The sequence below is a fragment of the Streptomyces endophyticus genome (assembly GCF_035798155.1).
Taxonomy (GTDB): Bacteria; Actinomycetota; Actinomycetes; order Streptomycetales; family Streptomycetaceae; genus Streptomyces; species Streptomyces endophyticus.
Genome location: NZ_JAOZYC010000122.1, coordinates 249,981 through 275,127 on the forward strand (window position 1 = coordinate 249,981; position 25,147 = coordinate 275,127).

Here is a 25,147-nt window from a genome sequence, read left to right on the forward strand (position 1 = left end):
GAAGTCTCGTACGGGGGAAGGGGTTTGGGGCAGAACCACTCAGTTGGAGACGCGCTCCACGATCGTGGCGATGCCCATGCCGCCGCCCACGCACAGCGTGGCCAGGCCGTACCGCTTGTCCTGACGCTCCAGTTCGTCGACGAGGGTGCCGAGGATCATCGCGCCGGTCGCGCCCAGCGGGTGGCCGAGCGCGATCGCGCCGCCGTTGACGTTGACCTTGTCCAGGGACAGGCCCATGTCCTTCGCGAAGCGCAGCACGACCGCCGCGAACGCCTCGTTGATCTCGACGAGGTCGATGTCGTCGATGGTCAGGCCCGCCTTGGCGAGCGCCTTGCGCGCGGCGGGCGCGGGCCCGGTGAGCATGATGGTCGGCTCGGAGCCGGAGACCGCGACGGAGACGACGCGGGCGCGCGGGGTGAGGTCGTAGCGCTCGCCGACCTCGCGGGAGCCGATGGCGACGAGCGAGGCGCCGTCGACGATGCCGGAGGAGTTGCCCGCGTGGTGCACGTGGTCGATCTTCTCGACCCAGTGGTACTTCTGCAGCGCGACCGCGTCGAAGCCGCCGAGGTCGCCGATGTCCTTGAACGACGGCTTCAGCTTGCCGAGCGAATCGGCCGTCGTGCCGGGGCGCAGGTGCTCGTCGTGGTCGAGCACGGTGAGTCCGCTGCGGTCCTTGACCGGCACGATCGAGCGCGTGAACCGGCCGTCCTTCACGGCGGCGGCCGCCCGCTCCTGCGACATGGCGGCGTACTCGTCGACGTCGCGCCGCGAGAAGCCCTCGATCGTGGCGATGAGGTCGGCGCCGATGCCCTGCGGCACGAACCCGGTCTCGTAGGAGGTCATCGGGTCCATCGCCCAGGCGCCGCCGTCCGAGCCCATCGGCACCCGCGACATCGACTCGACGCCACCGGCGAGGACGAGGTCCTCCCAGCCCGAACGGACCTTCATCGCCGCCAGGTTGACGGCCTCAAGGCCCGAGGCACAGAAGCGGTTCTCCTGCACGCCGGCCACCGTGTCGGGGAGCCCTGCCGCGATGGCGGCGATGCGCGCGATGTCGGAGCCCTGGTCGCCGATCGGTCCGACGACGCCGAGCACGATGTCGTCGATGGCGGCCGGGTCGAGGTCGGGGAAGCGGGCGCGGATCTCGTGGATCAGGCCGACGACGAGGTCGATCGGCTTGGTGCCGTGCAGGGAGCCGTTGGCCTTGCCGCGGCCGCGCGGGGTGCGGATCGCGTCGTATACGTACGCGTCTGTGGTCACGGGAGGTGCCTTTCGAAGCAGCGGAACAGGGGGTTCGGGTCTACAGTCCGGGTCTACAGAGGGGGCTGAGGGGTCAGGAGAGCAGCGAACGCCCGATGATCTCCTTCATGATCTCGGTCGTGCCGCCGTAGATGGTCTGGATGCGCCCGTCGGTGAACGCCTTCGCGACGCGGTACTCGGTCATGTACCCGTATCCGCCGTGCAGTTGGAGGCAGCGGTCGGCGACCCGCTTCTGCAGCTCGGTCGCCCACCACTTCGCCATCGAGGCGTGCACGGCGTCGAGTCGCCCGTCCGAGTGATCCTCGATGCAGCGGTCCAGGAACGTACGGGTGACGGCGCACTCGGTGGCCATCTCGGCGATCTCGAAGCGGATGTGCTGCTTGGTGGAGAGCGGCCGGCCGAAGGCCTCGCGCTCCTTCACGTACTGGGTGGTGATCTCCAGGAGGTGCTCGGAGGCGGCGATCGCGGCGACGGCGATGCCCATGCGCTCCTGCGCGAGGTTCGTCATGAGGTGGACGAACGCGCCGTTGAGCTCGCCGAGCAGGTTCTCCTTCGGGACGCGCACGTCGTTGAAGAACATCTCGGCGGTGTCCTGGGCCTTCTGGCCGATCTTGTCGAGGTTGCGGCCGCGCTCGAAGCCCTCCATGCCGCGCTCGACGACGAGCAGCGAGAGCCCGTGCGCACCGCCTTCGGGCGTCGTCTTGGCGACGACGATGACGAGGTCGGCGAGTATCCCGTTGGAGATGAAGGTCTTCGACCCGTTGAGCAGCCAGTGGTCGCCCTTGTCCTCGGCGGTGGTGCGGATGCCCTGGAGGTCGGATCCGGCGCCGGGCTCGGTCATGGCGATGGCGCTGATGATCGAGCCCTCGCAGAAGCCGGGCAGCCAGCGCCGCTTCTGCTCATCGGTGCCCAGCGAGGTCAGGTACGGGCCGATGATGTCGTTGTGCAGGCCGACGGCGAGACCGGAGGCGCCCGCGCGCGTGAACTCCTCGGCGAGCACGGCGGGGTAGCGGAAGTCGGCGGTGCCGCCACCCCCGAACTCCTCGGGCACGGCGAGCCCGAGCAGGCCCTGGCGCCCGGCGGCGAGCCAGGCCTCGCGGGAGACGACGCCGTCCTTCTCCCACTGCTCGTAGTGCGGCGTCACCTCCTTGGCGAGGAAGGTGCGCACGGTCTCGCGGAACGCCTCGTGCTCGGCGCTGAACAGGCGTCGTTCCATGCTCGCGATCAACTGCCTTTCGTGGTGGGCTCGTTCAGGGCCGGTACGTCCCAGTCGAGCGCGACGTCTTCGGTGTCGGCGCCCGGCCGGGCGGGGCCCGAGCGGACGCTGGTGGGGGTGTCGGAGAAGCGGGGCGCGGGCGCCGGCTGGGTGAGGCCGCCGTGCTCGACGAAGGTGCCGCGGGCGGCGAGGTGCGGGTGGTGCGGGGCCTCGCCGAGGGTGAGCACGGGCGCCACGCAGGCGTCCGAACCCTCGAAGACGGCCGCCCACTCGTCCCGCGTACGTTCCTTGAAGCGGGCGGCGACGGCGGCGCGCAGCTCGTCCCAGCGCCCGAGGTCGCCCCGGGCGTCGGCCGCCTCGCCGAGCCCGAGGAGCTCGGCGAATTCCGCGTAGAACCGCTGCTCAAGGGCGCCGACCGCCATGTGCTTGCCGTCGGCGGTCTCGTACGTGCCGTAGAACGGGGCGCCGCCGTCGAGGAGGTTGGCGGCGCGCCGGTCCTGCCAGCCGCCGGCCGCGAGCATCCCGTGGATCATCGTGCTGAGATGCGCGGTGCCGTCGACGATCGCGGCGTCGACGACCTGCCCGGTGCCGGTGTCCCGGGCGTGGTGCAGGGCGGCGAGGATGCCGACGACGAGGTAGAGCGAGCCGCCCGCGTAGTCGCCGAGCAGGTTCGCGGGGGCCACCGGCGGCCGGTCCGGTTCGCCGGTCATGCCGAGGGCGCCGGTCAGCGCGATGTAGCCGATGTCGTGGCCCGCGCGCTGAGCGAGCGGCCCGTCCTGCCCCCAGCCGGTCATCCGGCCGTAGACCAGCTTCGCGTTCCGCCGGTGGCACGCCTCGGGCCCGACGCCGAGCCGCTCGGCGACTCCGGGCCGGTACCCCTCGATCAACACGTCGGCGCGCGCGGCCAGTTGCAGCACCCGCTCGGCGCCGTCCGCCGCCTTCAGGTCGACGATCACGGAGCGTTTGTTGCGGTTCGTGACGTCGTACTCCGGGGGAACCCCGAGCGCCTGGCCGCCAGGCCGGTCGACGCGTACGACGTCGGCCCCGAGGTCGGCGAGGAGCATCGCGGCGAAGGGGCCGGGGCCGATCCCGGCCAGCTCCACCACGCGCACCCCGGCGAGCGGCCCACCGTGCCGGCCTTCGCTTTCCGTGCCTGCCTCTGCCATACCGCCACGCCCCCAGCTTGTGACACAACTGATGTAACACCAACGATGCTATGAAGCTGGGCCGGTCCACACAAGCCCTTGGCGAGCAAGCGCTTAGCCATTTTTCCGTGACCGCCGCGCCGGTCCTACGCCACGGGGCTCCGCCCCGGACCCCGCGGGCTCTCGTTCGCAAGGCGAGGCTTGATATACCCCGGGGCTCCGTCGCGATCTCCGTTCAAGCTAGCCTCGGCCACCGACAGCGGCGCACGACGCGGGTGAGGGGTGGCATGAACGAGTCAAGCAGGACGTACGACGTGGTGTTGTTCGGGGCGACGGGGTTCGTGGGGGTGCTCACCGCCGAGTACCTCGCGGCCAACGCGCCCGCGGGACTGCGGTGGGCGATCGCCGGGCGTGACACCACGAAGCTGGAGCGGCTGCGCGAGCGGCTGACCGAGATCAACCCGGAGTGCGCGGTGCTCCCGCTGGTGCGCGTGGACATCGCCGAGCGGTCGTCGCTGCGCGAACTGGCCGTCAACACGCGCGTGGTGGCGACGACCGTGGGCCCGTACCTGGAGTACGGCGAGGGGCTCGTCGCCGCGTGCGCGAACGCGGGCACCGACTACGTGGACCTCACGGGCGAGCCGGAGTTCGTGGACCTCATGTACGTGCGCCACGACGCCCGCGCGCGCGACACCGGCGCCCGCATCGTGCACGCCTGCGGCTTCGACTCCATCCCGCACGACCTGGGCGCGTACTACACCGTCAAGCAGCTGCCGGAGGGCGTGCCGCTGCGCGTCGACGGCTTCGTACGGTCGAACGCGACGCTCTCCGGCGGCACGTTCGCCTCCGCGCTGAACCAGTTCTCGCGGGCCCGGAAGATGCTCGCGGCCCAGCAGGACCGGCGCCGCCACGAGCCCCGCCCGATCGATCGCACGGCGTACGCGCCGACCGGCACCCCGCACTACGCCAAGGAGATCGGCGCGTGGGCCCTGCCGCTGCCGACGATCGACCCGCAGGTGGTGCAGCGCTCGGCGCGGGCCGTCGAGCGCTACGGCCCCGACTTCCGCTACCGGCACTACGCCGCCGTGAAGACGCTGCCGTTCGCGGTGGGGGGCGTGGTGGGCATGAGCACGCTGTTCGCCGCGGCCCAAGTGCCGCCGGTGCGCCGGTGGTTGAGCGGGCGGCTGAAGCCGGGCGAAGGGCCCGACGAGGCGCGCCGCGCCAAGAGCTGGTTCTCGGTGCGGTTCGTGGGCGAGGGCGGCGGGCGCCGCGTCTACACGGAGGTGTCCGGCGGTGACCCCGGCTACGCCGAGACCGCGAAGATGCTCGCCGAGTCCGCGATGTGCCTCGTCCGCGACGAACTCCCGGACACCGCGGGGCAGGTGACCACCGTCGAGGCCATGGGCGACGCCCTCATCGAGCGGCTGCGGGCGGCCGGGATCACGTTCCGGGTCGCGGCCGAACGCTGAGCACGGCGAGCGCGGAACAGGCTCAACGAGCCTCCCGCGCCGCCGGATCCCGCTTGAACGCCCACTCCATCTTCGGCTCCATCACGAACCGGAACATCCGCTGGACCGGTGGCGTGCACAGCACGGTGATCACGGCCGCCGCGATGAGCGTCACCACGATCTCGCCCCACGGGGTGTGCACCCAGTCGACCTCGTACCAGTCCCAGAAGCGGGAGCCCTTGGCGAGGAAGCCGTGCAGCAGGTAGCCGTAGAGCGTGCCCGCGCCGAGCACCGTGAACCAGAGCCTGCGCCCCGGCACCCACGCGAGGAAGCACGCGGCGAGGATCGCCGAGCACCCGAACATGGCCAGCGTCATGGCCACACCGGTCCAGCCGGGCGCCCCCAACTCCTGGGCGCTGTCCCGGCGGTAGAACCAGGCCGCGTTCATCCGCGGCACCGCCCAGTACGCGAACAGCAAGGCCGCCGCGAACACCGGCACCGCGAGGATCCGCGCCTCCTTGCGGCGCACCAGCTGGAAGTGTTCCGGCTTCAGGACCAGGCCGAGCACGAAGAACGGCAGGAACTGCAGGACGCGTTGCAGGTCCAGGTCGTCGCCGATGCTGGGCGAGACCGAGGCGAGCGCCGCGATGGAGAGCGCCACGGGCAGCGGCCACCGGATCACCTTCCACAGCGGCGTGGTCAGCCGCCATACGAAGAGCGCGATCAGGAACCAGGTCAGGTACCAGGGGTCGAGCAGGCTGATCGGGTAGCCCGGGTCGTCGCCCGCCGTCCGTTTGAAGAAGGTGTAGGCGATCTCGAACACCACGTACGGCACGGCCACGCCCGTGATCAGCCGCTTCAGCCGCCCGGGGCTCGCGTCGAAGGAGCGCGAGAAGTAGCCGGAGATCACGATGAACGCCGGCATGTGGAACGCGTAGACCGTGGTGTAGAGCGCGGCCGCCGCGCGGCTGTCGTCGCGCAGCGGCTCCCACGCGTGCCCCATCGCGACGAGCACGATCGCGAGGTACTTGGCGTTGTCGTAGAACGCGTCCCGGCCCTTGGCCGCCCGCACCTCCGTGCGGGCGGCCGGGGCCGCCGTCAGGCTCACAGGTGGCGGGTGATCGCGGGCATCAGGTCCTGGAAGGTCCGGCCCGCCGCCGGCTCCCCGATCGCTCTCAGCTTCCAGCCGGTGCCGTCGCGCTGGACCTTGGCCATGATCTGCGCGGTGTGTCCACCGCCGCCCTCCAGCGTGTAGCGGGCGAGTTCGGCGCCCGTGGTCTCGTCGACGAGGCGGCAGTACGCGCTGCCCACTTCGGCGAAGGTCTGCCCGGTGAACGAGTTCACGGTGAAGACGATCTGGTCCACCTCGCTCGGGACGCGCGGGAGGTCGACGGCGATGGACTCGTCGTCGGCCTGCCCGGTGCCGCCCACGAGGTTGTCGCCGCTGTGCCGCACCGAGCCGTCCTCGCTGACGAGGTGGCGGAAGAAGACGACGTCGACGTAGCTCTTCCCGGAGAAGAGCACGGCCGAGGCGTCGAGGTCGATCTCACGGGTGCCGGTCAGCTTGGCGAGGAAGCCCTTGCGGGGCGCGGCCTGCCAGCCGAGTCCCATGCGTACGACGGTCAGGGCGTCGCCGGTGTCCTTGCTGAGGCTGATCTGCTGGCCCTTGGCCAGGTTCACGGACATGCGGTGTGCTTTCTGGTCGGCCGGTCGGTTGGTGTCGTACGAGGCTGAGGCGCCGCCCGCCCGGGCCCTGGGGGCGGGCGGGCGGCGCCGGGGACGCGCGTGCCTCAGACGTTGACGCCGAAGTCCTGCGCGATGCCGGCCAGGCCGGAGGCGTACCCCTGGCCCACGGCGCGGAACTTCCACTCCGCCCCGTGCCGGTACAGCTCGCCGAAGACCATGGCGGTCTCGGTGGAGGCGTCCTCGGAGAGGTCGTAGCGGGCGATCTCGGCGCCACCCGCCTGGTTCACGACACGCATGAACGCGTTGCGCACCTGGCCGAAGCTCTGACCGCGCGGCTCGGCGTCGTGGATCGACACCGGGAAGACGATCTTGTCGACCTCGGCGGGCACCCCGGCGAGATTCACCTTGACGCTCTCGTCGTCGCCCTCGCCCTCACCGGTGAGGTTGTCCCCGGTGTGCTCGACGGAGCCGTCCGGGCTGGTGAGGTTGTTGTAGAAGACGAAGTGCCGGTCCGAGAGCACCTTCCCGGCCGCGTCGCACAGCAGGGCGCTCGCGTCGAGGTCGTAATCGGTGCCCGTCGTCGTGCGTACGTCCCAGCCCAGGCCGACCGTTACCGCGGTCAGGCCCGGCGCCTCCTTGCTGAGCGAGACATTGCCGCCCTTGCCCAGGGAAACTCCCACTGCTGCTACCTCCACATCATTTCCAACACTTGCGCAATGCTTAAAGTGGTGCCGCGGTCTCGTCGCTCTCCTTCATGGCCTTCGTCTCGCTCTTGAGGATGCGCAAAGACTTGCCCAGGGAGCGTGCGGTGTCCGGAAGCTTCTTGGACCCGAAGAGCACGATGATCACGACGCCCAGGACCAACAGGTGCCAGGGCTCCAATGCGTTGCGGAACATGGCGTTCACCTCTTGCCGTGGTCGGACCGCGGCCGGGGTGGACGTGCCACCCCCACAGCCGCGCTTGCTACATTGCGCAACTGTACAACCAATGGGTGGACCGACAGCAAGGGCATGGGTATGGGGCGACGGCGTAAGCGCAGCCGACTGCGGATCACACTCGTGACGGGCCTTGCCGTGCTCGTCCTGATCACGGCGGGCGCCGGGTGGCTGTACCTGAAGCTGAACGGCAACATCGACACGTTCGGCTCGGACGGCCTGTCCAGGAACCGGCCCGACGCCGACACCTCCAAGGGCGAGAACGTGCTGGTGATCGGCACCGACGCGCGCACCGGCGGGAACAGTGATCTCGGCGGCGGCGACCGACACGACATCGGCCGCTCGGACACCGCGTTCCTGCTGCACGTCTACGCCGACCACAAGCACGCCGTCGGCGTCTCCGTCCCTCGCGACACCCTGGTCACGATCCCGCCGTGCAAGCTCCCCGACGGTACGTGGAGCAGTACGCGCACCGACGTGATGTTCAACGCGGCCTATACGACGGGCCAGACCGCCGAGGGCAATCCGGCCTGCACCCAGAACACCGTCGAGCACCTCACGGGACTGCGCGTGGACCACACCGTCGTCGTCGACTTCAAGGGCTTCTCACAGCTCACCGACGTGGTCGGCGGCGTCAAGGTCTGCCTGCCGAACGACGTCTACCAGAACGACCTCAACCCGAACCGGCCCACGCGGGGAAAACGTCTCTTCAAGAAGGGCGAGCAGACCGTCGCCGGGCAACGGGCGCTCGACTACGTCCGCATCCGGCACGGCATCGGCGACGGCTCCGACATCGGCCGCATCCAGCGCCAGCAGTCCTTCGTCTCCAGCCTCATCAAGAAGATCAAGAGCGACGGCTTCACCCCGACCAAGCTGCTGCCGCTCGCCGACGCCGCCACGAAGTCGATGACCGTCGACCCCGGCCTGGGATCCGCGGACAAGCTGCTCGCGTTCGCGATGTCACTGAAGAACGTCGACCTGCACAACACCAAGTTCGTCACCATCCCCTGGAAGTACGAGGGCGATCGCGTCGCCGTCGTGCACCCGGACGCCGACGCCCTGTGGGCGGCGCTCAAGGACGACCGCACCCTCGAAGGCAAGGACGCGAGCGGCACGAAGGGCGGCGCCAAGGCCGGTCCCTCCCCCAGCGCGAGCGCCACCCAGGAGGTCTCCGGCGAGGGCGTCTCCGTCACCGTCTACAACGGCACCGCCACCCCCGGCCTCGCCGCCGACGCCGCCGCGGCGCTCACCGGACGCGGCTTCACCGTGCCGACGACGGGCAACGCCGCCGACCGGGCCCGCTCCACCACGACCATCACCTACGGCCCCGGCGAGAAGGCCCACGCATCGGCCGTCGCCCGGCTCTTCCCCGCCGCCGAACTGACCGCGGGCACCGCGCCGGGCATCGGCGTGGTCCTCGGCGCGGACTACCGGCCCGGCAGCGCCGCCTCGCCGACGCCGACCCCGACGTCGGTGCCCTCCGGCGTGGCCGACACCGCGCGCTCGGCCGACCAGGACATCTGCTCCCACCTGTCCTACGGGTGAGCGGCCCGGCTGTTCACGGACGCTCCGCCCGGTCCCCCCGCCGCCGCAGCAGCGCCAGCGCGAGCGCGTACGCCACGAGGATCGCCGCGAGCAGCGGATAGTAGAGCGGCGGCAGGCCCGAGACGCCGAGCCACGGGCCGAGCGGAGTCAGCGGCAGCAGGATGCCGACGGCCGCGAGGCCCGTCGCCGCCCAGCGGACGGGGCCCGGCGTGCGGCCCTCGGCGCTCTGCCGGCCCGTCCGCAGCAACAGCATCACGAGGGCCTGGGTCAGCAGGTTCTCGGTGAACCAGCCCGCGTGGAAGCCCTGTTGGTCGCCGGGGCCGAGGGAGCCTGGCAGGCACAGGGCGAGCGCGCCGAACGTCGCGAGGTCGGCGAGCGCGCCCAGTGCGCCGAACCCGGTGATGAAGCGCAGGAAGGGCCGCGGTCGCAGCACCGTGGGGCGGCGCAGCGCGGCCGTCCGCGGCCGGTCGAAGGCGAGCGCGAGTTGGGCCGCGTCGAAGCACAGGTTCTGGACGAGGACCTGCGGCGGCAGCATCGGCAGGAACGGCAGCAGCAGGCCGGCCGCGAGCATCGCGATCACGTTGCCGAGGTTGGAGGAGAGCGTGATGTGCAGGTACGAGGCGATGTTGGCGCTGGAGTGCCGGCCCGCCACGACGGCGTGTTCGAGCGCGGTGAGGTCCTTGTCGGCGAGCACCACGTGCGCGCTCTCGCGGGCCACGTCGACGCCTCCGGCGGGGCAGACGCCGACGTCGGCGGCGCGCAGGGCGGGCAGGTCGTTGACGCCGTCGCCGAGGAATCCGGCGGTGTGGCCGCGGCCGCGCAGGGCGGTGATGACGCGGGCCTTGTGGTCGGGGGTGCAGCGGGCGAACACGGTGGTGCGGGCGGCCAATTCCCCGAGCCGCTCGTCGTCGAGGTGCTCGATGTCGGCTCCGACGACGACCTCGCCGGGCTCGATGCCCACGTCGCGGCAGACGCGGGTGGCGGTGGCCGGGTGGTCGCCGGTGAGCACCTTGACGGTGACGCGGCGCTCGCCGAGGGCGCGTACCGCGTCGTGCGCGGTGTCGGCCGGGGCGTCGTGGAAGGCGACGAAGCCCTGGAAGGTCAGGCCGCGTTCGTCGGCCGGGGTGTAGCCGCGGGCGCGGGCCGGGCGCCGGGCGGTGGCCACGGCCAGCAGGCGGACGCCGCCTTCCGCGAGCCGTCCGGCCCGCTGGTGCAGTGCGGCCCGCTCGTCCTCCTCGACGGCGCAGCGCTCCAGGACCTCCGCGACGGCGCCCTTCACCGCGAGGACGTGCACGCCCAGGGTGCCGGGCTCCCTGACGACGGCGGTGGCCAGGCGGCGTACCGGGTCGAAGGGCAGCGCGTCGACCCCGTCGTACGCGTCCCAGTCGTCGGGTCCTGTGGCCGCGAGCAGCGCCTCGTCGAGCGGGTCGGGGTCGGTGAGTTCGGCGGTCTGAAGGGTCCACCAGGCGGAGGCGCCCGCCCAGTGCAGGGCCTCGGGGTCGGTGCGGTCGGGGTCGACGGCGGGCTGGTCGCGGGTGAGGGTGCCGGTCTTGTCGACGCACAGCACGTCGACGGCGCCGAGGTCGTGCAGGGCGGGGAGGCGGCGCACGATGACGCCGTGCGAGCGGGCCAGGAGGGAGGCGCCGCGGGCCAGGCAGATGGTGACGATGACCGGCAGCATCTCGGGGGTCAGGCCGACCGCCACGGCCACCGCGAACGGCAGGGTCTCAAGTCCCCGCCCGCGCACCGCGGCGTTCGCCATCAGCACCAGCGGCGGGGTCAGCAGCATGAAGCGGATCAGCACCCAGGAGATGCCGTGCACGCTGCGGTCGAACGCGCTCGCGGGCCGGTCGCTGCGCGGGCCGTGCACGGCGGCGAACCGGGTGTCGGCGCCGGTCGCGACGACGACCGCGGTGCCGCTGCCGGAGGCGACGCTGCTGCCCTGGAACACCAGGTGCCCCTCGCCGTCCCCGTCCGGCAGATCGGCCGGTTCCTTCGGCACGGGCGCGGACTCGCCGGTCAGGGCGGCCTGGTGCACGGTGAGGCCGCGCGCCTTCAACAGGCGTACGTCGGCGGGCACCAGGGCGCCGGGCGCGAGGCGCACGACGTCGCCGGGCACGAGGTCGTCGACCGGGATCTCGCGCACGCGTGGTTCGTCGCCCGCGCCTTCCCTGCGCTGCACGCTGGCGGTGCCCGCGACCAGTTCGCGCAGTCCGGCGCCGGCCCGGTCGGCGCGGTACTCGCCGTGCGTGCGCAGCACGCTGCTGACGATCACCAGGGCGAGGATGACGCAGGCCGTGCCCCAGGAGGCGACGAGCGCGGAGACGAGTCCGAGGCAGAACAGCACGGTGGTGAAGGGGTCGCGCAGGCTGCGCCACATCCGCAGCGGCCAGGACGGCTGCCGGGCGGTGGGCAGGGTGTTGCCGCCGTGCCGGGCCAGGCGCTGTTCGGCCTCGTCCGTGGTCAGTCCGCGCGGTCCCGTGCCCAGGGCGCGCAGCGTCTGGAGGGCGGTCGGGCCTTCGGGGGCGGTACGCGGCTGCGGGAGCGCACGGGTCCGCTCGGCCGGTTCGGGAACGGCCACGGGCCGGCCTTCAGGCCCCCGCGCCACGCAGGCGGCGCACCGGCGCCTTCGCCTGCTCGGCACGCTCCGCGAGCTGGCCGATCATAAGGTGGACCACGCTCACGACCTCGGGATCGTCGACGTAGTACACCTGCCGCCGGCCCTCGCGCCGGGACCGTACGAGGCCCGCGAGCTTCAGCTTGGTCAGGTGCTGGCTGACGGCGGGCAGCGCGCCGCCCACCCGCTCGGCGAGCCCGCTCACATCGCTCTCGCCCTGGGCGAGGGCCCACACCATGTGCAGCCGCACCGGCGAGGCGAGCAGGGCGAACGCCTCGGCCGCCTCGGCGAGCACGTCAGCCGACGGATCCTCGAACCGTCCAGCCCCTGCCACCACTGGCCTTCTCCCGTCCCACGCCGCACTCCCGGTATTCGTACGGGGGCAAGTCTAGGCGGGCGCGGGGCCTCGCTCAGGCACCGCCCTCCCACGTTTCCGGCCGCCACAGCCCCGCGCGGTTCAGGGACTGCGGGCAGTGGAGGTAGATCTCGTCGATGTCCAGGAGCAGGGCCAGGCTCGGCGGCTCGCCCTTCACCGCCATGTCCGCGAAGAACGGGGCGTCGGTGAGGATGCGGGCCCTGCCGTTGACGCGCAGGACGTCCTTGGCGCCGGGTATCAGGAAGAGCAGGCCCGCGTGCGGGTTCTGAAGGATGTTGTGGAAGCTGTCGCCCCGGCGGTTGCCGGGGCGGTCCGGCAGGGCGATCGTGCGGTCGTCGACGACGTACGCGAAGCCGGGTGCGTCGCCGCGCGGCGAGGTGTCGCAGTTGCCGTCCGCGTCCGATGTGGCGACCAGACAGAACGGCGAGCGGGCCAGCAACCCCCGGTCCTTCTCGGTGAGTTCCCCGTGCACCTTCTCGATCACGATGGGCCACGGCTCGCCGAGGATCTCGCGCAACTGCTCCGGGGAGCGCAGCTCCTGGTACTCATACGTGTCCGTGGCGTGCGGCAAGCCGACTCCTGGGTCCGGGGCGGTCGATTTTCCCGAACCCTATACGACGTCAAGTTAGGGTCACCTTACAAGCCCTGGTCACACCCGGCTCCCCGCCGCCGTGTCCGACGACAGCCGCTGCGCCACGTACACGGGGATCACCGACAGCAGGACGAGGACGACGGCCACCACGTTGACCACGGGGGCCTGCTGCGGCCTGGCCATGTTGGAGAAGATCCAGATCGGGAGCGTCTGGACGCCCGCGCCCGCTGTGAACGTCGTCACCACGATCTCGTCGAAGGACAGCGCGAACGCGAGGAGGCCGCCCGCCGCCAGCGCCGAGCGCATCAGCGGGAACGTGATGTCACGGAAGGTGCGGAAGGTGTCGGCGCCCAGGTCCATCGCCGCCTCCTCGTACGAGCCGGCGAAGCGGCGCAGCCGGGCCGCCACGTTGTTGAAGACGACCACGACGCAGAACGTGGCGTGGCCGACGATCACCGTGAACAGGCCGAGGCCGATGCCGATCGGTTCGAGGACCGTGCGGAAGGCCGTGTTGAGGGCGACGCCGGTGACGATGCCGGGCAGCGCGATCGGCAGGACCACCGCGAAGGAGATCGCCTCGCGGCCGAAGAACCGGTAGCGGGAGACCGCGAACGCGACGAGTGTGCCGAGGACGAGGGCGATCGCCGTGGCGCCGACGCCGGCCTTCAGCGACGTCCACAGCGCGTCCCGCGCACCCGCGCTGTGCCAGGCGTCGCGCCACCAGTCGAAGGTGAGGCCGGGCGGGGGCCAGCCCGAACTCCGGTCCGGGTTGAGGGAGTTGACCACGACCAGGAGCAGCGGGACGTAGATGACGGCGAAGCCGAGGACGGCGCCGACGCGGAGCGCGACGCGTGCGGGGCGGGAGAGGTGCATCTAGCCCCCTTCAGAGGCTGCTGAGCGCGCCCGTGCGGCGCACCGCCAGCAGGTACAGGACGATGACCACGACCGGCACGGTGCCGAGCGCCGCCGCCAGCGGCAGGTCGAGCGTGATGTTCGCGTAGACGAGGTTGCCTATCAACTGCGTCTTCCCGCCCACGATTTGGACCGCGATGTAGTCGCCGAGGCTGAGCGAGAACGTGAAGACCGAGCCCGCCGCGACCGACGGCAGGACGAGCGGGAACAGCACCGTGCGGAAGGTCCGCCAGGTGCGGGCGCCGAGGTCGGCGGAGGCGTCGAGCATGCTGTCGGGGACCCGTTCGAGGCCGGCGTGGATCGGCAGGATCATGTACGGGAGCCAGAGGTAGGTCAGGACGAGGACCGTCGCGACGAGTCCGTAACCGGGCGCGTCGAGGCCGAAGGGCCTCAACAGCCAGTCGAGCAGGCCCCCTTGGGCGAGCATGACGCGCCACGCGTACGCCTTGACGAGGTAGCTCGCCCACAGCGGTGTGAGGATCGCGACGACCAGGAGCGGGCGCCATCGCGGCTTCGCGACGCGCGCCGTGCAGAACGCGATCGGGAACGCGATGACGACGCACAGTGCCGTCACCCCCAGCGCGACTCCCACGCTGCGCAGGGCCACTTGGCGGTACACGGCGGTCGTGAACAGGGCCTTGAAGTTGTCCAGTGTCCAGGTCCGCACGATGTCCGAGGTGAACGGGTCCGTGGTCCACAGCGCGGAGAGGAACAGGACCGCGAGCGAGCCGAGGTAGGCAACGATCAGCCAGGTCAGGGGCGCGGCGAGCAGCAGGGAGAGCCGGAGCCGGGGGCTGCGGTGCAGCACCCCGGCGACCCTCTTCGAGGTCAGTGACACGTCACCCCTTGATCTCCGTCCACGCCTGCACCCACTTCGCGTACGGCACGCACTTGGTGTCGGTGCGGCCGTCGAGGCACTGCGGGATGGGCGTCGTCCAGAAGTGGACCTTCTTCCAGTACGCGGCGTCGTCGGCGTGATAGGTCGCGCAGTGCTTGGGGTCGCTGGTCTCTTCGCACGCCTTCGCGTTGGCGGGGGCCTCGCCGAAGTACTCGGCGACCTGGGCGTTCACCTTCGGCGAGACGATCCAGTCGAGCCATTTGTACGCGCAGTCGGGGTGTTCGGCCTTCGCGGACACCATCCAGGTGTCGGACCAGCCGGTGGAGCCCTCCTTGGGGAGGACCGCCTTCACGGGGGCCTTCTCGCCCTGCGCGGTGTTCAGGATGACCTGCCAGCTGGTGCCGACGACGGAGTCGCCGCTCTTGAACGCGGAGACCTCCTTGAGGTAGTCGCTCCAGTACTCGCCGACGTTGGCGTTCTGCTTCTTCAGCAGGCTCACCGCCGCGTCGAACTGCTTCTGGTCGAGCGCGTAGGGGTCCTTGATGCCGAGGTCCGGCTTGGTCTTCATCAGGTACAGCGCGGCGTCGGCGATGTAGATCGGCGAGTCGTAGGCGGTGACGCGGCCCTTGTGCCGCCCGGCGTCGTCGAAGACGGCCTTCCAGGAGTCGGGCGCGGGTTTCACCTTGTCCGTGCGGTACATCAGGAGGTTGGCGCCGCGGCCGTGCGGGATGCCGTACGCGACCTTCTTGACCGAGTTCCAGGGCTGCATCTTCAACCCCGGGAAAACATCCCGGTAGTTGGGCACGAGGTCGGTGTTGACCGGTGCGGCGTCGCCGGACGCGATCAGGCGCAGCGAGGCGTCGCCGGACGCGGAGACGGCGTCGTACTGGCCCGTCTTCATCAGGTTGACCATCTCGTCGGAGGTCCCGGCGACCTTCGTGGAGACCTGACAGCCGGTCCGCTTCTCGAAGGGGTGGACCCAGTCGACCTTGGGGTCGTTGGAGCCGTCCTCCGCGTAGCCGGCCCAGGCGATCAGGTTGACCTTGCCCTCGGTCTTTCCGAGGGACTTGGGGGCGGACATCTTCGGCGGGGTGAAGCCCTGCCCGCCGGGCGCGCTCTTGGCGCCACCGCCACCGCCACCGCCGTCGTCGGAGGAGCCACAGGCGGTGGCGAGCAGCAGCCCACCGAGCGCGGTGGCGGCCATCAGGGTCCGGGTTGCGCGCACGTGAACACTCCCTGGTCGTCGGGGTGAGTCAACTGGGCTGGTGCAGAGGGACGTTGTGCCGCCGGTGCCAACGCAGCAGGACGCGGGCGCCGGGCGGCGCGGGCGCGTCCGCCGCGTCGTCGTCGGGCCCGGTGTTCTGGCGTACGACGACGAAGCGCACGCCCGCGTCGGTGTCGACGACGACGCGGGTGCTGTCCCCCAGGTACACGGCGTCGGCCACGGTGCCGCGCACCTCGCTGTGATCGACGCGATCGTGCTCCGCCCCGGGGTCGAGGAGCCGGATCTTCTCGGGTCTGACGCCGAACGTCCCTGGTTTCCCCACGAGCAGTTCGGCGGCGGATCCGGTGAGCGTGTTGGAGGTGCCGACGAAGGACGCGACGAAGGCGGAGGCCGGGCCCTCGTACAACTCCCTTGGTGTGCCGACCTGTTCGACGCGTCCCGCGTTCATGACGGCGACGCGGTCGCTGAGGACGAGGGCCTCGGTCTGGTCGTGGGTGACGAGGACGAAGGTGATGCCGACCTCGCGTTGCAGCTCCTTCAGCTCGACCTGCATCTGTTCGCGCAGCTTCAGGTCGAGGGCGCCGAGGGGCTCGTCGAGCAGCAGGACGCGGGGGCGCACCACCAGCGCCCGTGCCAGGGCGACACGCTGGCGCTGGCCGCCGGAGAGCTGTCCCGGCCTGCGACCGCCGAAGTCCTCGAGCCGCACGGACGCGAGGGCGGCGCGGACCCGCTCGGCCTGCTCCCGGCGCGGGACGCCGCGCACCTTCAGGCCGTAGCCGACGTTCTGCTCGACGTTCATGTGCGGGAACAGGGCGTAGTCCTGGAAGACGGTGGTGACGTCGCGCTCGAAGGGTGCGCGCCGGGTCACGTCCTCGCCCGCGAGCCGGATCGTGCCGCCCGAGGGTGTCTCGAAGCCGGCGACGAGCCGCAGGACGGTCGTCTTACCGGACCCGGAGGGCCCGAGCAGCGAGAAGAACTCGCCCTCGGCGACGTCGAGTTCGATTCCGTCGACGGCACGCACCTCGCCGAACGACTTGCGCAGCCCCTGCAGCCCGATCGCTGCGCTCTCCTCGGCGATAGCCATAGCGGTAGATCATGCACACTTCAACGTCGGCCACAAGGGTGCGGGCAGCCCGCCGATCACGTTTGTGCCGGAATCGACATATCCGCCGCACCCGGCGCACCCGCCGCCCCGGTAGTGCCGACGGTCACACCCACACCAGGGTTGGATCCGGTGACAGAGGTCACTCGAATTTCGACCGGCTTCAAGCGCACGGATTCCCTCATTCCGCCGTCTATTCATATGAGGCCGTGCAGTGGTCCCACCGTCCAGCCGTCACAAGGGAGCAGGCGTTGTCCGTCATCGAGCAAGCCGTCGAGGCCCGTCTCGTCGCCGCCGCGCCGCGCATGGCGCACATTCCGGCGACTCTGCGTTACGACGTGCGCGACCCGTTCGCCGTGCGCATGTCCTTCCCGGCCCCGGCGACCCTCGAAGGCGTCGCCGTGAGCTGGACCTTCGCCCGTGACCTGCTCTCCAGCGGGGTGTCGAGCCCCGCGGGCGCGGGCGACGTGCGCGTGAAGCCGTACGGGTACGACCGCACGGTCCTGGAGTTCCACGCGACGGAGGGCACGGCGATCGTGCACATCCGCACCGGCGAGCTGCGCCGCTTCCTGGCGGAGACGACGGACCTGGTGCCGGTCGGCGAGGAGGCGTCGCACGTGGACGTGGACGCCGACCTGGAGGAGCTGCTGCGCGACGCCTGTTAGATCCGGTGCCTGATGAGATCCGGCGCCAGTTAAATCCTTTGACGGCCCCCACAGGTGCTTCTATCTTGGTTGACGGTTCTGTTGCCGTCGATAGGAGTAGGACGTTGCTCGACTGAGGTCCTGAGACACCGCGCATGACACGCCCTCGCGTGTCCGTGCCGCCGTGTGCGCGACCTCGGTATTCCCCGAGCCGTCCTCCCGCAGCAGGCCTTCCGTGCCCCCGCGGTGTCTCGAACGCGTTGCATCCCACCGTTCACACCGAGCAACCGCGAGGCCACCTCATGTCACATCCCCAGAGCTATTCGCACGCCGCCCCCGCCTCCGTCGCCTGCACCGCCCTCGACTTCGCCTGGCCCGACGGCACCGGCGTCTTCGACGGCCTCCAGGTCGCCTTCGGCCCCGGCCGCACCGGGCTCATCGGCCTCAACGGGTCGGGCAAGTCGACCCTGCTGAAGCTGATCGCCGGTGAGCTGACCCCGGCCGACGGCACCGTGCGGGTGTCGGGCGAGGTCGGCTACCTCCCGCAGAACGTCACCCTCGACACGGCGCTCCGGGTCGACCAGGCCCTCGGCATCGCCGGCACCCGCGCCGCCCTGCACGCCATCGAGGGCGGCGACGTACGGGAGGAGCACTTCACCGCGGTCGGCGACGACTGGGACGTCGAGGAGCGGGCGCGGGCCATGCTCGGCGAGCTCGGTCTCGGCCACATCGACCTGGACCGCACGATCGGCGAGGTCTCCGGCGGCGAGTCCGTGCTGCTGCGGCTCGCCGCACTCCTCCTTCGCCGCCCCGACGTGCTGCTGCTCGACGAGCCCACCAACAACCTCGACCTGCGCGCCAGACAGCGCCTGTACGCCACCGTGGAGGGCTGGTCCGGAGTCATGATCGTGGTCAGCCACGACCGTGAACTCCTCGACCGCGTCGACCAGATCGCCGATCTGCGCGACGGCGAGGTCACCTGGTACGGCGGGAACTTCACCGCGTACGAGGAGGTGCTCGCCGCCGAGCAGGAGGCCGCGGAGCGGATGGTGCGGGTCGCCGAGTCCGATCTCAAGAAGCAGAAGAACGAGCTGACCGACGCCCACGTCAAGCTGGCACGGCGCAAGCGGTACGGCCAGAAGATGTACGACACCAAGCGGGAGCCGAGGGCGGTGATGAAGCTGCGCAAACGGTCGGCCCAGGTCTCCGCGGGCAAGCACCGCATCCTGCACGAGGAGAAGCTCGCCGAGGCGAAGGAGCGTCTCGACGAGGCCGTGGAGGCGGTGCGCGACGACGACGAGATCCGCGTCGACCTGCCGTACACGGCCGTGCCGCCGGGCCGCTCCGTGCTGTCGCTGCACAACATCACGACGGCCTTCGGGGCGCGCGTGGCGGGCGAGTTCGAGCTGCGCGGCCCCGAGCGGATCGCGCTGCTCGGCCGCAACGGCTCCGGCAAGACGACGCTCCTGCGCACCATCGCCGGCGAGCTGGCGCCGGTCGCGGGCGAGGTGGAGACGCATGTGCCGCTGCGCTTCCTGCCGCAGCGTCTGGACGTCCTGAACGACGATTTGAGCGTCGCCGAGAACGTGGCCCGGTTCGCGCCGGACGCCACGAACAACCGGGTGCGGGCGCGGCTCGCCCGCTTCCTGTTCAAGGGGGCGCGGGCGGATCAACCCGCCGGGACCCTGTCCGGAGGCGAACGGTTCCGGGCGACGCTCGCCGCGCTGATGCTCGCGGAGCCCGCCCCGCAGCTGCTGATGCTGGACGAGCCGACGAACAACCTGGACCTCGCGAGCGTGGCCCAGCTGACGTCGGCCCTGGAGTCGTACGAGGGCGCGCTGATCGTGGCGAGCCACGATCTTCCCTTCCTGGAGTCGATCGGCATCACCCGCTGGCTCCACCTCGACGGCGAGCTCACGGAGGGCGCCGTGGGCGCCGAGTAAGGGCAGGTCAGAGGCCGGGGGCAGGCGCCGGTCAGGTCGGCTCGGGATACCCGACACAACGTGTCGGGTATCCCGCCTAGCGTCGGCGACATGAAGTACCTGCACATCGTCGGCGCCCGCGAGAACAACCTCCGGGACGTCACCCTGCGCATCCCCAAGGAGCGGCTCACCGTCTTCACCGGGGTGTCCGGGTCGGGCAAGTCGTCCGTCGTCTTCGACACCATCGCCGTGGAGTCGCAGCGCCAGCTCAACGAGACGTACACCTGGTTCGTCCGCAACCGGCTGCCGAAGCACGAGAAGCCGCACGCGGACGCGCTGGAGGAGCTGACGCCCGCCATCGTCGTCGACCAGAGGCCGATCGGCGGGCACTCCCGGTCCACGGTCGGCACGATGACCGACGTGTACTCGGTGATCCGCGTGCTGTTCTCGCGGCACGGGACGCCGAGCGCGGGTGGCGCGACCGCCTACTCGTTCAACGACCCGAGCGGGATGTGCCCGGAGTGCGACGGGCTCGGACGCACCGTGCGCCCCGACTACGAGCGCATCCTCGACCCGTCGAAGTCCCTCGCGGGCGGCGCGATCGCCTTCCCGCCCTTCGCCGCGGGGACCTGGCAGGGGCAGACCTACACGAACACCACCGACCTCGACACGGCCAAGCCGGTACGCGACTTCACCGCCGCCGAGCGCGAGTTCCTGATGCGCGGGCGCGGTGGGACCGTGAACGTCGCGAACACCGGCGGCCGCCGCGACATCGACTTCGAGGGGCTCGCCGACCGCTTCGAGCGGCTGTACCTCAACCGGGACCTGTCGACGCTGAGCGGACGCACGCGCGACCTGGTCGGCCGGTATCTGACCGAGGGCACCTGTCCGGCGTGCGACGGGGCGCGCCTGAACGCCGCCGCGCTCGCCACCCGCGTCGAGGGCCTGGGCATCGCCGAGTGCACCCGCATGGAGATCGGCGAGCTGATCCCGGTGCTGCGCCGTATCAAGGGCGCCGTGGCCGGACCGATCGCCGAGGCCGCCGTCACCGCCCTGGAGCGCATCGAGGCGATCGGTCTCGGCTATCTCAGCCTGGACCGGGAGACGTCGACGCTGTCCGGCGGGGAGGGCCAGCGCCTGAAGACCGTGCGGCACCTGGGCTCCAGCCTGACCGGGATGACGTACATCTTCGACGAGCCGAGCGTGGGACTGCACCCGCGCGACGTGGGACGCCTGGCCGATCTGCTGCTGCGGCTGCGCGACAAGGGGAACACCGTCCTCGTCGTCGAGCACGACCCCGATGTCATCGCCGTCGCCGATCACGTCGTCGACATGGGCCCGGCGGGCGGCGCCGACGGCGGGCGCGTGGTGTTCGAGGGCACGCCGGGCGCGCTGCGGCGCGCGGACACGCTCACGGGCCGGTGCCTGCGCCGCACGGGCGGGGTGAAGGAGCGCCCGCGCGCGGCGACCGGCCACGTGACGGTGGAGGGCGCCCGGGTCCACAACCTCAAGGACGTCACCGTGCGGGTGCCGACCGGGGTGCTCACCGCCGTCACCGGGGTCGCCGGGTCCGGCAAGAGCTCCCTCGTCTCGGGGGCGCTGTGCGCCGCGCACCCGGAGGCCGTGGTCGTCGACCAGTCGTCCATCGGGATCTCCGGGCGCTCCACCCCGGCGACGTACCTCGGGATCATGGACACCGTACGGAAGGTGTTCGCGCGCGAGACGGGCACGGAGCCGGGCCTGTTCAGCTTCAACTCGGGCGGCGCCTGTGAGCGCTGCGAGGGCCGCGGCGTGATCCTCAGCGATCTGGCGTTCATGGACCCGGTGACCACGGTGTGCGAGGCCTGCGGCGGGCGGCGCTTCAAGGACGAGGTGCTCGGCCGCACCGTGCGCGGCCGCAATGTCGCGGACGTGCTCGACATGACGGCCGCGCAGGCCCTCGACTACTTCGCGGACCTCGACGACAAGGGCGTACGCCGCCGGCTTCGCGCCCTGCGCGACGTCGGCCTCACCTATCTCACGCTCGGGCAGCCGCTGAGCACCCTGTCCGGCGGCGAGCGCCAGCGCATCAAGCTGGCCACGCAGCTGCACCGCTCCGCGGCGACGTACGTCCTGGACGAGCCGACCACCGGGCTGCACATGGCGGACGTCGACGGGCTCGTGGCGCTGCTCGACCGGCTCGTCGACGCGGGCAACACCGTGGTCGTCGTCGAGCACAACCTCGATGTGGTCCGGCGGGCGGACTGGATCATCGATCTGGGCCCCGAGGGCGGCCGGCACGGCGGCGAGGTGCTTTTCGAGGGCACACCGGCCCAACTCCTTGACGCGGAGGGCTCGTTCACGGCGGAACACCTGCGGCGGGCGGTCGCGGGCGCGGACAGGCATGGTGAGGGGGAAGTGACGGCCGCGTAACAGGGGATTCCGCGACACGTGTCGCCCTGTGCATGATGTGGGCACCGTCACCCTTGTCCGTCGCTCATCCGTCGCCCATCCGTCGCCCATCCGTCGCCATGGAGCCCGCCGTGCCCAGCAAGAAGGCCCTCGTCCGCCGCCCCGGCCCGCGCCTCGCGGACGGGCTCGTCACCCACATCGAGCGGACCCCGGTCGACGCCGCGAAGGCGCAGGAGCAGTGGAAGGGGTACGTGGCCGCGCTGGAGGCACATGGCTGGGAGACGTTCCTGGTGGAGCCGGTCGACCTGTGCCCGGACGCGGTGTTCGTGGAGGACACGGTGGTGGTCTTCCGGAACGTGGCACTGATCACCCGGTCCGGCGCCGAGTCGCGGCGCCCGGAGACGCCGGGGGTCGAGGAGGCCGTGGCGCGGCTCGGCTGCTCCGTCAACTGGGTGTGGGAGCCGGGCACTCTCGACGGCGGCGACGTACTGAAGATCGGTGACACGATCTACGTAGGGCGTGGCGGGCGCACCAACGCGGCGGGCGTGCAGCAGTTGCGCGCCGTCTTCGAGCCGCTCGGCGCGCGCGTGGTCGCCGTCCCCCTGTCCAAGGTGCTGCACCTGAAGACCGCGGTGACCGCACTGCCCGACGGCACCGTCATCGGTCATCCACCGCTGGTCGAGCACGCCTCGCTGTTCCCGCGCTTCCTGCCGGTGCCCGAGGAGTCCGGGGCGCATGTGGTGCTGCTCGGCGAGGACCGGCTGCTCATGGCGGAGAGCGCGCCGAAGTCAGCGGAGCGGCTCGCCGATCTCGGGTACGAGCCGGTCCTGGTGGACATTTCCGAGTTCGAAAAGCTGGAGGGGTGTGTGACCTGCCTCTCAGTTCGACTGCGAGAGCTCCACACGTAACCACGATCTTTATGGGCCGCTTAACCTACGGCAACGTAACCTACGACACCGTAGGTATCTCCGCTCGCATTACCTCCGTCCCCCAGGAGCCCCCGTGACCGTCATCTCCCCCCGCCTCGGCTCGTCGACCACGTGGACCGACGCCCGCCTGCTCCACGCGCTGGAAGAAGTCGTCGAGCAGGAGCTCAACCGGCACCTCAAGGTCGCCAAGGACTGGATGCCGCACGACTACGTGCCGTGGTCCGACGCCCGCAACTTCCCCGAGTTCTTCGAGGACGGCGAGGCCTGGTCCAAGGAGCAGTCCAAGGTCACCGAGGTCGGCCGCATCGCCCTCATCGTCAACCTGCTGACCGAGGACAACCTCCCCAGCTACCACCACGAGATCGCCTCGCTGTTCGGCCGCGACGGCGCGTGGGGCACGTGGGTGCACCGCTGGACGGCGGAGGAGGGCCGGCACGGCATCGTGATGCGCGACTACCTGCTCGCCTCGCGCGCCGTCGACCCCGACCAGCTCGAATCGTTCCGCATGTCGCACATGAGCGAGGGCTTCGAGTCGGACAACCGGCACTCGATGCTGCACTCGGTCGCCTACGTCTCCTTCCAGGAGCTGGCCACCCGCGTCTCGCACCGCAACACCGGCCACCAGTCAGGCGACCCGGTCTGCGACCGCATGCTCGCGCGCATCGCGACCGACGAGAACCTGCACATGGTCTTCTACCGCAACCTGCTCAAGGCCGCGTTCGACATCGCGCCCGACCTGACGATGCAGGCCGTCCGCGACGTCGTCGTGAACTTCCGGATGCCGGGACACGGCATCCCGGGCTTCGAGCGGGCCGCCGCGCAGATGGCGATCGGCGAGGTCTACAACCTGCGCATCCACCACGACGACGTGATCCAGCCCGTCCTGCGCTACCTGAAGGTCATGGAGATCGACGGACTCGGCCCCGAGGGCCTCCAGGCGCAGGAGGAACTGGGCCTCTTCATGAACGGTCTCGACGGCGAGGCCTCGAAGTTCGACGAGAAGCTGGCGGCCCGCAAGGCGCGGATGGCGGCGCGCGCGGCCGGCGCCTGACCGCACCTCACGCGGGTGCCCCGGACCGGGGCACCCGCAGCGCCGCCGGACGCGTCAGGTCCGCCTGAGCCGATGTCGCTCCTTCTCCGAGAGTCCGCCCCACACCCCGAACCGCTCGTCGTGGGTGAGGGCGTACTCCAGGCAGCTCTGCCGGATCGGGCACAGGCCGCAGATCGTCTTGGCCTCGCGGACGGAGCTTCCCGGCTCGGGGAAGAAGAACTCGGCACCGGTCTGGGCGCACAGGGCCTGGTCCTGCCAGGTGGGGCCGGCAGGCGTAAGGGTCGTGTTCGCGTACATGCCGGCCAGTCTGCCGCCCGCCGAAAAACGTTTGATCAACGCTCCATCAACGGGCGGCAGTCGGGCACCGCGGACGCCGCGGATGCCCGAACGGTCACTGCTGCTCCGGGTCCCCCTTGAGCACCGCGAACGCCGCGCCGTACGGATCCGTCAGCTTCGCGATCCGCCCGACGCCGGGGATGTTGACCGGCTCGGAGCGCACCGTGCCGCCCAGCTCCTGCGTGCGGTCCGCCGTCGCGTCCACGTCCGGGACGTGGAAGTACGGCTGCCAGTGCGCGCCCGCCTCGGCCTCCACCGGGTCGGCGGCCAGCGGGACGATACCGCCGAACATCGCGTTCTCGTCCGTGCCCGGCGGGTTGACCGTCGTGTAGCTGCCGCCGGGGAACTCGACGTCGAACGCGCCCCAGTTGAGGACCGAGCCGTAGAAACGCCTCGCGGCGGCGACGTCCGGGACGTACAACTCCACCCAGTTCAGCCCGCCGTCGTCCTTGATGTACTCGAGCCCCTTGTTCTTCCCCGGCTGCCAGATGCCGAAGTAGGCGCCCGCGGGGTCGGCGAAGACGCCCATGCGGCCCAGGTCGAAGACGTCCATCGGCTGGAGCGCGGCGGTGCCGCCCGCCTGCTCGACCGCCTTCGCCGTGGCATCCGCGTCCGCGCTCTGGAAGTACACGGACCAGCCGGGCTCGCCCTGCTCGGCGGTGACGGTCATGGCGCCGCTCACCGTCCTGCCTTCGATCTGGAACATTCCGTACCCGCCGGCCTGGGGGCCGGCCGACTGGAAGGTCCAGCCGAAGAGACCGCCGTAAAAGGTCCTCGCGCCGTCCATGTCGGGGGTGCTGAGGTCCAGCCAGTTCGGCGCGCCGTCCACGAACTCCGTAGTGATCATGGGTCTTGCCCTCCTCGTCGAGGGTTTCTTTTCCGGACTGCAGAGTCTTGCACCGGGCACTGACAACCGCCCTCGCACCACGCTGACCTGGGCTGGTTCAGACCAAAGGAACCGAACGCTCCGCCTTCA

22 protein-coding genes and 1 pseudogene are annotated in these 25,147 nt (G+C 71.0%); 7 read left to right on the forward strand and 16 right to left on the reverse strand.

Annotation, left to right across the window (positions count from 1 at the left end; genetic code table 11):
* Nucleotides 1-39: 39 nt before the first annotated feature.
* The 3 genes from OKJ99_RS19640 to OKJ99_RS19650 all read right to left on the reverse strand — a co-directional run bounded on the left by OKJ99_RS19640 (nucleotide 40) and on the right by OKJ99_RS19650 (nucleotide 3,642).
* A complete protein-coding gene (locus OKJ99_RS19640) occupies nucleotides 40-1,260 on the reverse strand; it encodes an acetyl-CoA C-acetyltransferase (RefSeq protein WP_326018047.1) in 1,221 nt (406 codons plus the stop codon).
* A gap of 73 nt (nucleotides 1,261-1,333) precedes the next feature.
* Nucleotides 1,334-2,476, reverse strand: coding sequence for an acyl-CoA dehydrogenase family protein (locus OKJ99_RS19645; protein ID WP_326018049.1), 1,143 nt, complete (start codon nucleotides 2,474-2,476; stop codon nucleotides 1,334-1,336).
* Nucleotides 2,477-2,484: 8 nt separating this feature from the next.
* The gene (locus OKJ99_RS19650) at nucleotides 2,485-3,642 is read right to left on the reverse strand and encodes a CaiB/BaiF CoA transferase family protein (RefSeq protein WP_326018051.1); all 1,158 of its coding nucleotides are present in this window, start codon (nucleotides 3,640-3,642) and stop codon (nucleotides 2,485-2,487) included.
* A gap of 266 nt (nucleotides 3,643-3,908) precedes the next feature.
* Between OKJ99_RS19650 and OKJ99_RS19655 the strand changes: the two genes are divergently transcribed.
* Complete coding sequence (locus OKJ99_RS19655) at nucleotides 3,909-5,090, forward strand: saccharopine dehydrogenase family protein (protein WP_326018053.1); 1,182 nt, start codon at nucleotides 3,909-3,911, stop codon at nucleotides 5,088-5,090.
* Between the two features lie 22 nt (nucleotides 5,091-5,112).
* On the opposite strand, the gene OKJ99_RS19660 is transcribed toward OKJ99_RS19655, so the two are convergent.
* The 4 genes and pseudogenes from OKJ99_RS19660 to tatA form a co-directional block, all read right to left on the reverse strand.
* On the reverse strand, nucleotides 5,113-6,177 hold the full coding sequence (locus OKJ99_RS19660) for an acyltransferase family protein (RefSeq protein WP_326018055.1): 1,065 nt from the start codon (nucleotides 6,175-6,177) through the stop codon (nucleotides 5,113-5,115).
* Entirely contained in the window at nucleotides 6,174-6,755 is a 582-nt protein-coding gene (locus OKJ99_RS19665; RefSeq protein ID WP_326018057.1) for a TerD family protein, read from the reverse strand. The genes OKJ99_RS19660 and OKJ99_RS19665 overlap by 4 nt, the downstream gene beginning before the upstream one ends.
* Nucleotides 6,756-6,859: 104 nt before the next feature.
* A complete protein-coding gene (locus OKJ99_RS19670) occupies nucleotides 6,860-7,435 on the reverse strand; it encodes a TerD family protein (protein WP_326018059.1) in 576 nt (191 codons plus the stop codon).
* 55 nt (nucleotides 7,436-7,490) lie between these two features.
* Nucleotides 7,491-7,652 (reverse strand): annotated as a pseudogene (gene tatA, locus OKJ99_RS19675) (Sec-independent protein translocase subunit TatA); the annotation flags it as partial.
* Nucleotides 7,653-7,766: 114 nt separating this feature from the next.
* Here tatA and OKJ99_RS19680 point away from each other — a divergent pair.
* Nucleotides 7,767-9,236, forward strand: a complete 1,470-nt coding sequence (locus tag OKJ99_RS19680; protein ID WP_407700720.1) for an LCP family protein — start codon at nucleotides 7,767-7,769, stop codon at nucleotides 9,234-9,236.
* Between the two features lie 13 nt (nucleotides 9,237-9,249).
* Here OKJ99_RS19680 and mgtA read toward each other — a convergent pair whose 3' ends face one another.
* The 7 genes from mgtA to OKJ99_RS19715 all read right to left on the reverse strand — a co-directional run bounded on the left by mgtA (nucleotide 9,250) and on the right by OKJ99_RS19715 (nucleotide 16,880).
* Nucleotides 9,250-11,817: a magnesium-translocating P-type ATPase gene (gene mgtA / locus OKJ99_RS19685; protein WP_326018063.1), complete on the reverse strand. Its 2,568-nt coding sequence runs from the start codon at nucleotides 11,815-11,817 to the stop codon at nucleotides 9,250-9,252.
* A 10-nt stretch (nucleotides 11,818-11,827) separates the two neighbouring features.
* The gene (locus tag OKJ99_RS19690; RefSeq protein WP_326018065.1) at nucleotides 11,828-12,190 is read right to left on the reverse strand and encodes an ArsR/SmtB family transcription factor; all 363 of its coding nucleotides are present in this window, start codon (nucleotides 12,188-12,190) and stop codon (nucleotides 11,828-11,830) included.
* 73 nt (nucleotides 12,191-12,263) lie between these two features.
* The gene (locus OKJ99_RS19695; protein ID WP_326018067.1) at nucleotides 12,264-12,800 is read right to left on the reverse strand and encodes an MSMEG_1061 family FMN-dependent PPOX-type flavoprotein; all 537 of its coding nucleotides are present in this window, start codon (nucleotides 12,798-12,800) and stop codon (nucleotides 12,264-12,266) included.
* Between the two features lie 78 nt (nucleotides 12,801-12,878).
* Complete coding sequence (locus OKJ99_RS19700) at nucleotides 12,879-13,694, reverse strand: ABC transporter permease (protein ID WP_326018069.1); 816 nt, start codon at nucleotides 13,692-13,694, stop codon at nucleotides 12,879-12,881.
* 10 nt (nucleotides 13,695-13,704) lie between these two features.
* The gene (locus tag OKJ99_RS19705; RefSeq protein ID WP_326018071.1) at nucleotides 13,705-14,571 is read right to left on the reverse strand and encodes an ABC transporter permease; all 867 of its coding nucleotides are present in this window, start codon (nucleotides 14,569-14,571) and stop codon (nucleotides 13,705-13,707) included.
* Nucleotide 14,572: 1 nt separating this feature from the next.
* Nucleotides 14,573-15,796, reverse strand: coding sequence for an ABC transporter substrate-binding protein (locus OKJ99_RS19710; RefSeq protein WP_326018073.1), 1,224 nt, complete (start codon nucleotides 15,794-15,796; stop codon nucleotides 14,573-14,575).
* A 28-nt stretch (nucleotides 15,797-15,824) separates the two neighbouring features.
* Nucleotides 15,825-16,880, reverse strand: coding sequence for an ABC transporter ATP-binding protein (locus OKJ99_RS19715; RefSeq protein WP_326018074.1), 1,056 nt, complete (start codon nucleotides 16,878-16,880; stop codon nucleotides 15,825-15,827).
* 323 nt (nucleotides 16,881-17,203) lie between these two features.
* Here OKJ99_RS19715 and ssgD point away from each other — a divergent pair, with 323 nt between their 5' ends.
* The 5 genes from ssgD (at nucleotide 17,204) to OKJ99_RS19740 (ending at nucleotide 23,835) form a co-directional block, all read left to right on the forward strand.
* Nucleotides 17,204-17,563: a spore wall synthesis regulator SsgD gene (ssgD, locus tag OKJ99_RS19720; RefSeq protein ID WP_326018162.1), complete on the forward strand. Its 360-nt coding sequence runs from the start codon at nucleotides 17,204-17,206 to the stop codon at nucleotides 17,561-17,563.
* 281 nt (nucleotides 17,564-17,844) lie between these two features.
* Nucleotides 17,845-19,485: an ABC-F family ATP-binding cassette domain-containing protein gene (locus tag OKJ99_RS19725; RefSeq protein ID WP_326018076.1), complete on the forward strand. Its 1,641-nt coding sequence runs from the start codon at nucleotides 17,845-17,847 to the stop codon at nucleotides 19,483-19,485.
* Between the two features lie 90 nt (nucleotides 19,486-19,575).
* Nucleotides 19,576-21,876: an excinuclease ABC subunit UvrA gene (locus OKJ99_RS19730; RefSeq protein WP_326018078.1), complete on the forward strand. Its 2,301-nt coding sequence runs from the start codon at nucleotides 19,576-19,578 to the stop codon at nucleotides 21,874-21,876.
* A 110-nt stretch (nucleotides 21,877-21,986) separates the two neighbouring features.
* Nucleotides 21,987-22,763, forward strand: a complete 777-nt coding sequence (gene ddaH / locus OKJ99_RS19735; RefSeq protein ID WP_326018080.1) for a dimethylargininase — start codon at nucleotides 21,987-21,989, stop codon at nucleotides 22,761-22,763.
* Nucleotides 22,764-22,857: 94 nt separating this feature from the next.
* Nucleotides 22,858-23,835, forward strand: coding sequence for an acyl-ACP desaturase (locus tag OKJ99_RS19740; RefSeq protein ID WP_326018082.1), 978 nt, complete (start codon nucleotides 22,858-22,860; stop codon nucleotides 23,833-23,835).
* Between the two features lie 54 nt (nucleotides 23,836-23,889).
* On the opposite strand, the gene OKJ99_RS19745 is transcribed toward OKJ99_RS19740, so the two are convergent.
* A complete protein-coding gene (locus OKJ99_RS19745) occupies nucleotides 23,890-24,132 on the reverse strand; it encodes a WhiB family transcriptional regulator (protein ID WP_326018084.1) in 243 nt (80 codons plus the stop codon).
* Nucleotides 24,133-24,226: 94 nt separating this feature from the next.
* Nucleotides 24,227-25,018: a VOC family protein gene (locus OKJ99_RS19750; RefSeq protein ID WP_326018086.1), complete on the reverse strand. Its 792-nt coding sequence runs from the start codon at nucleotides 25,016-25,018 to the stop codon at nucleotides 24,227-24,229.
* Nucleotides 25,019-25,147: the final 129 nt, after the last annotated feature.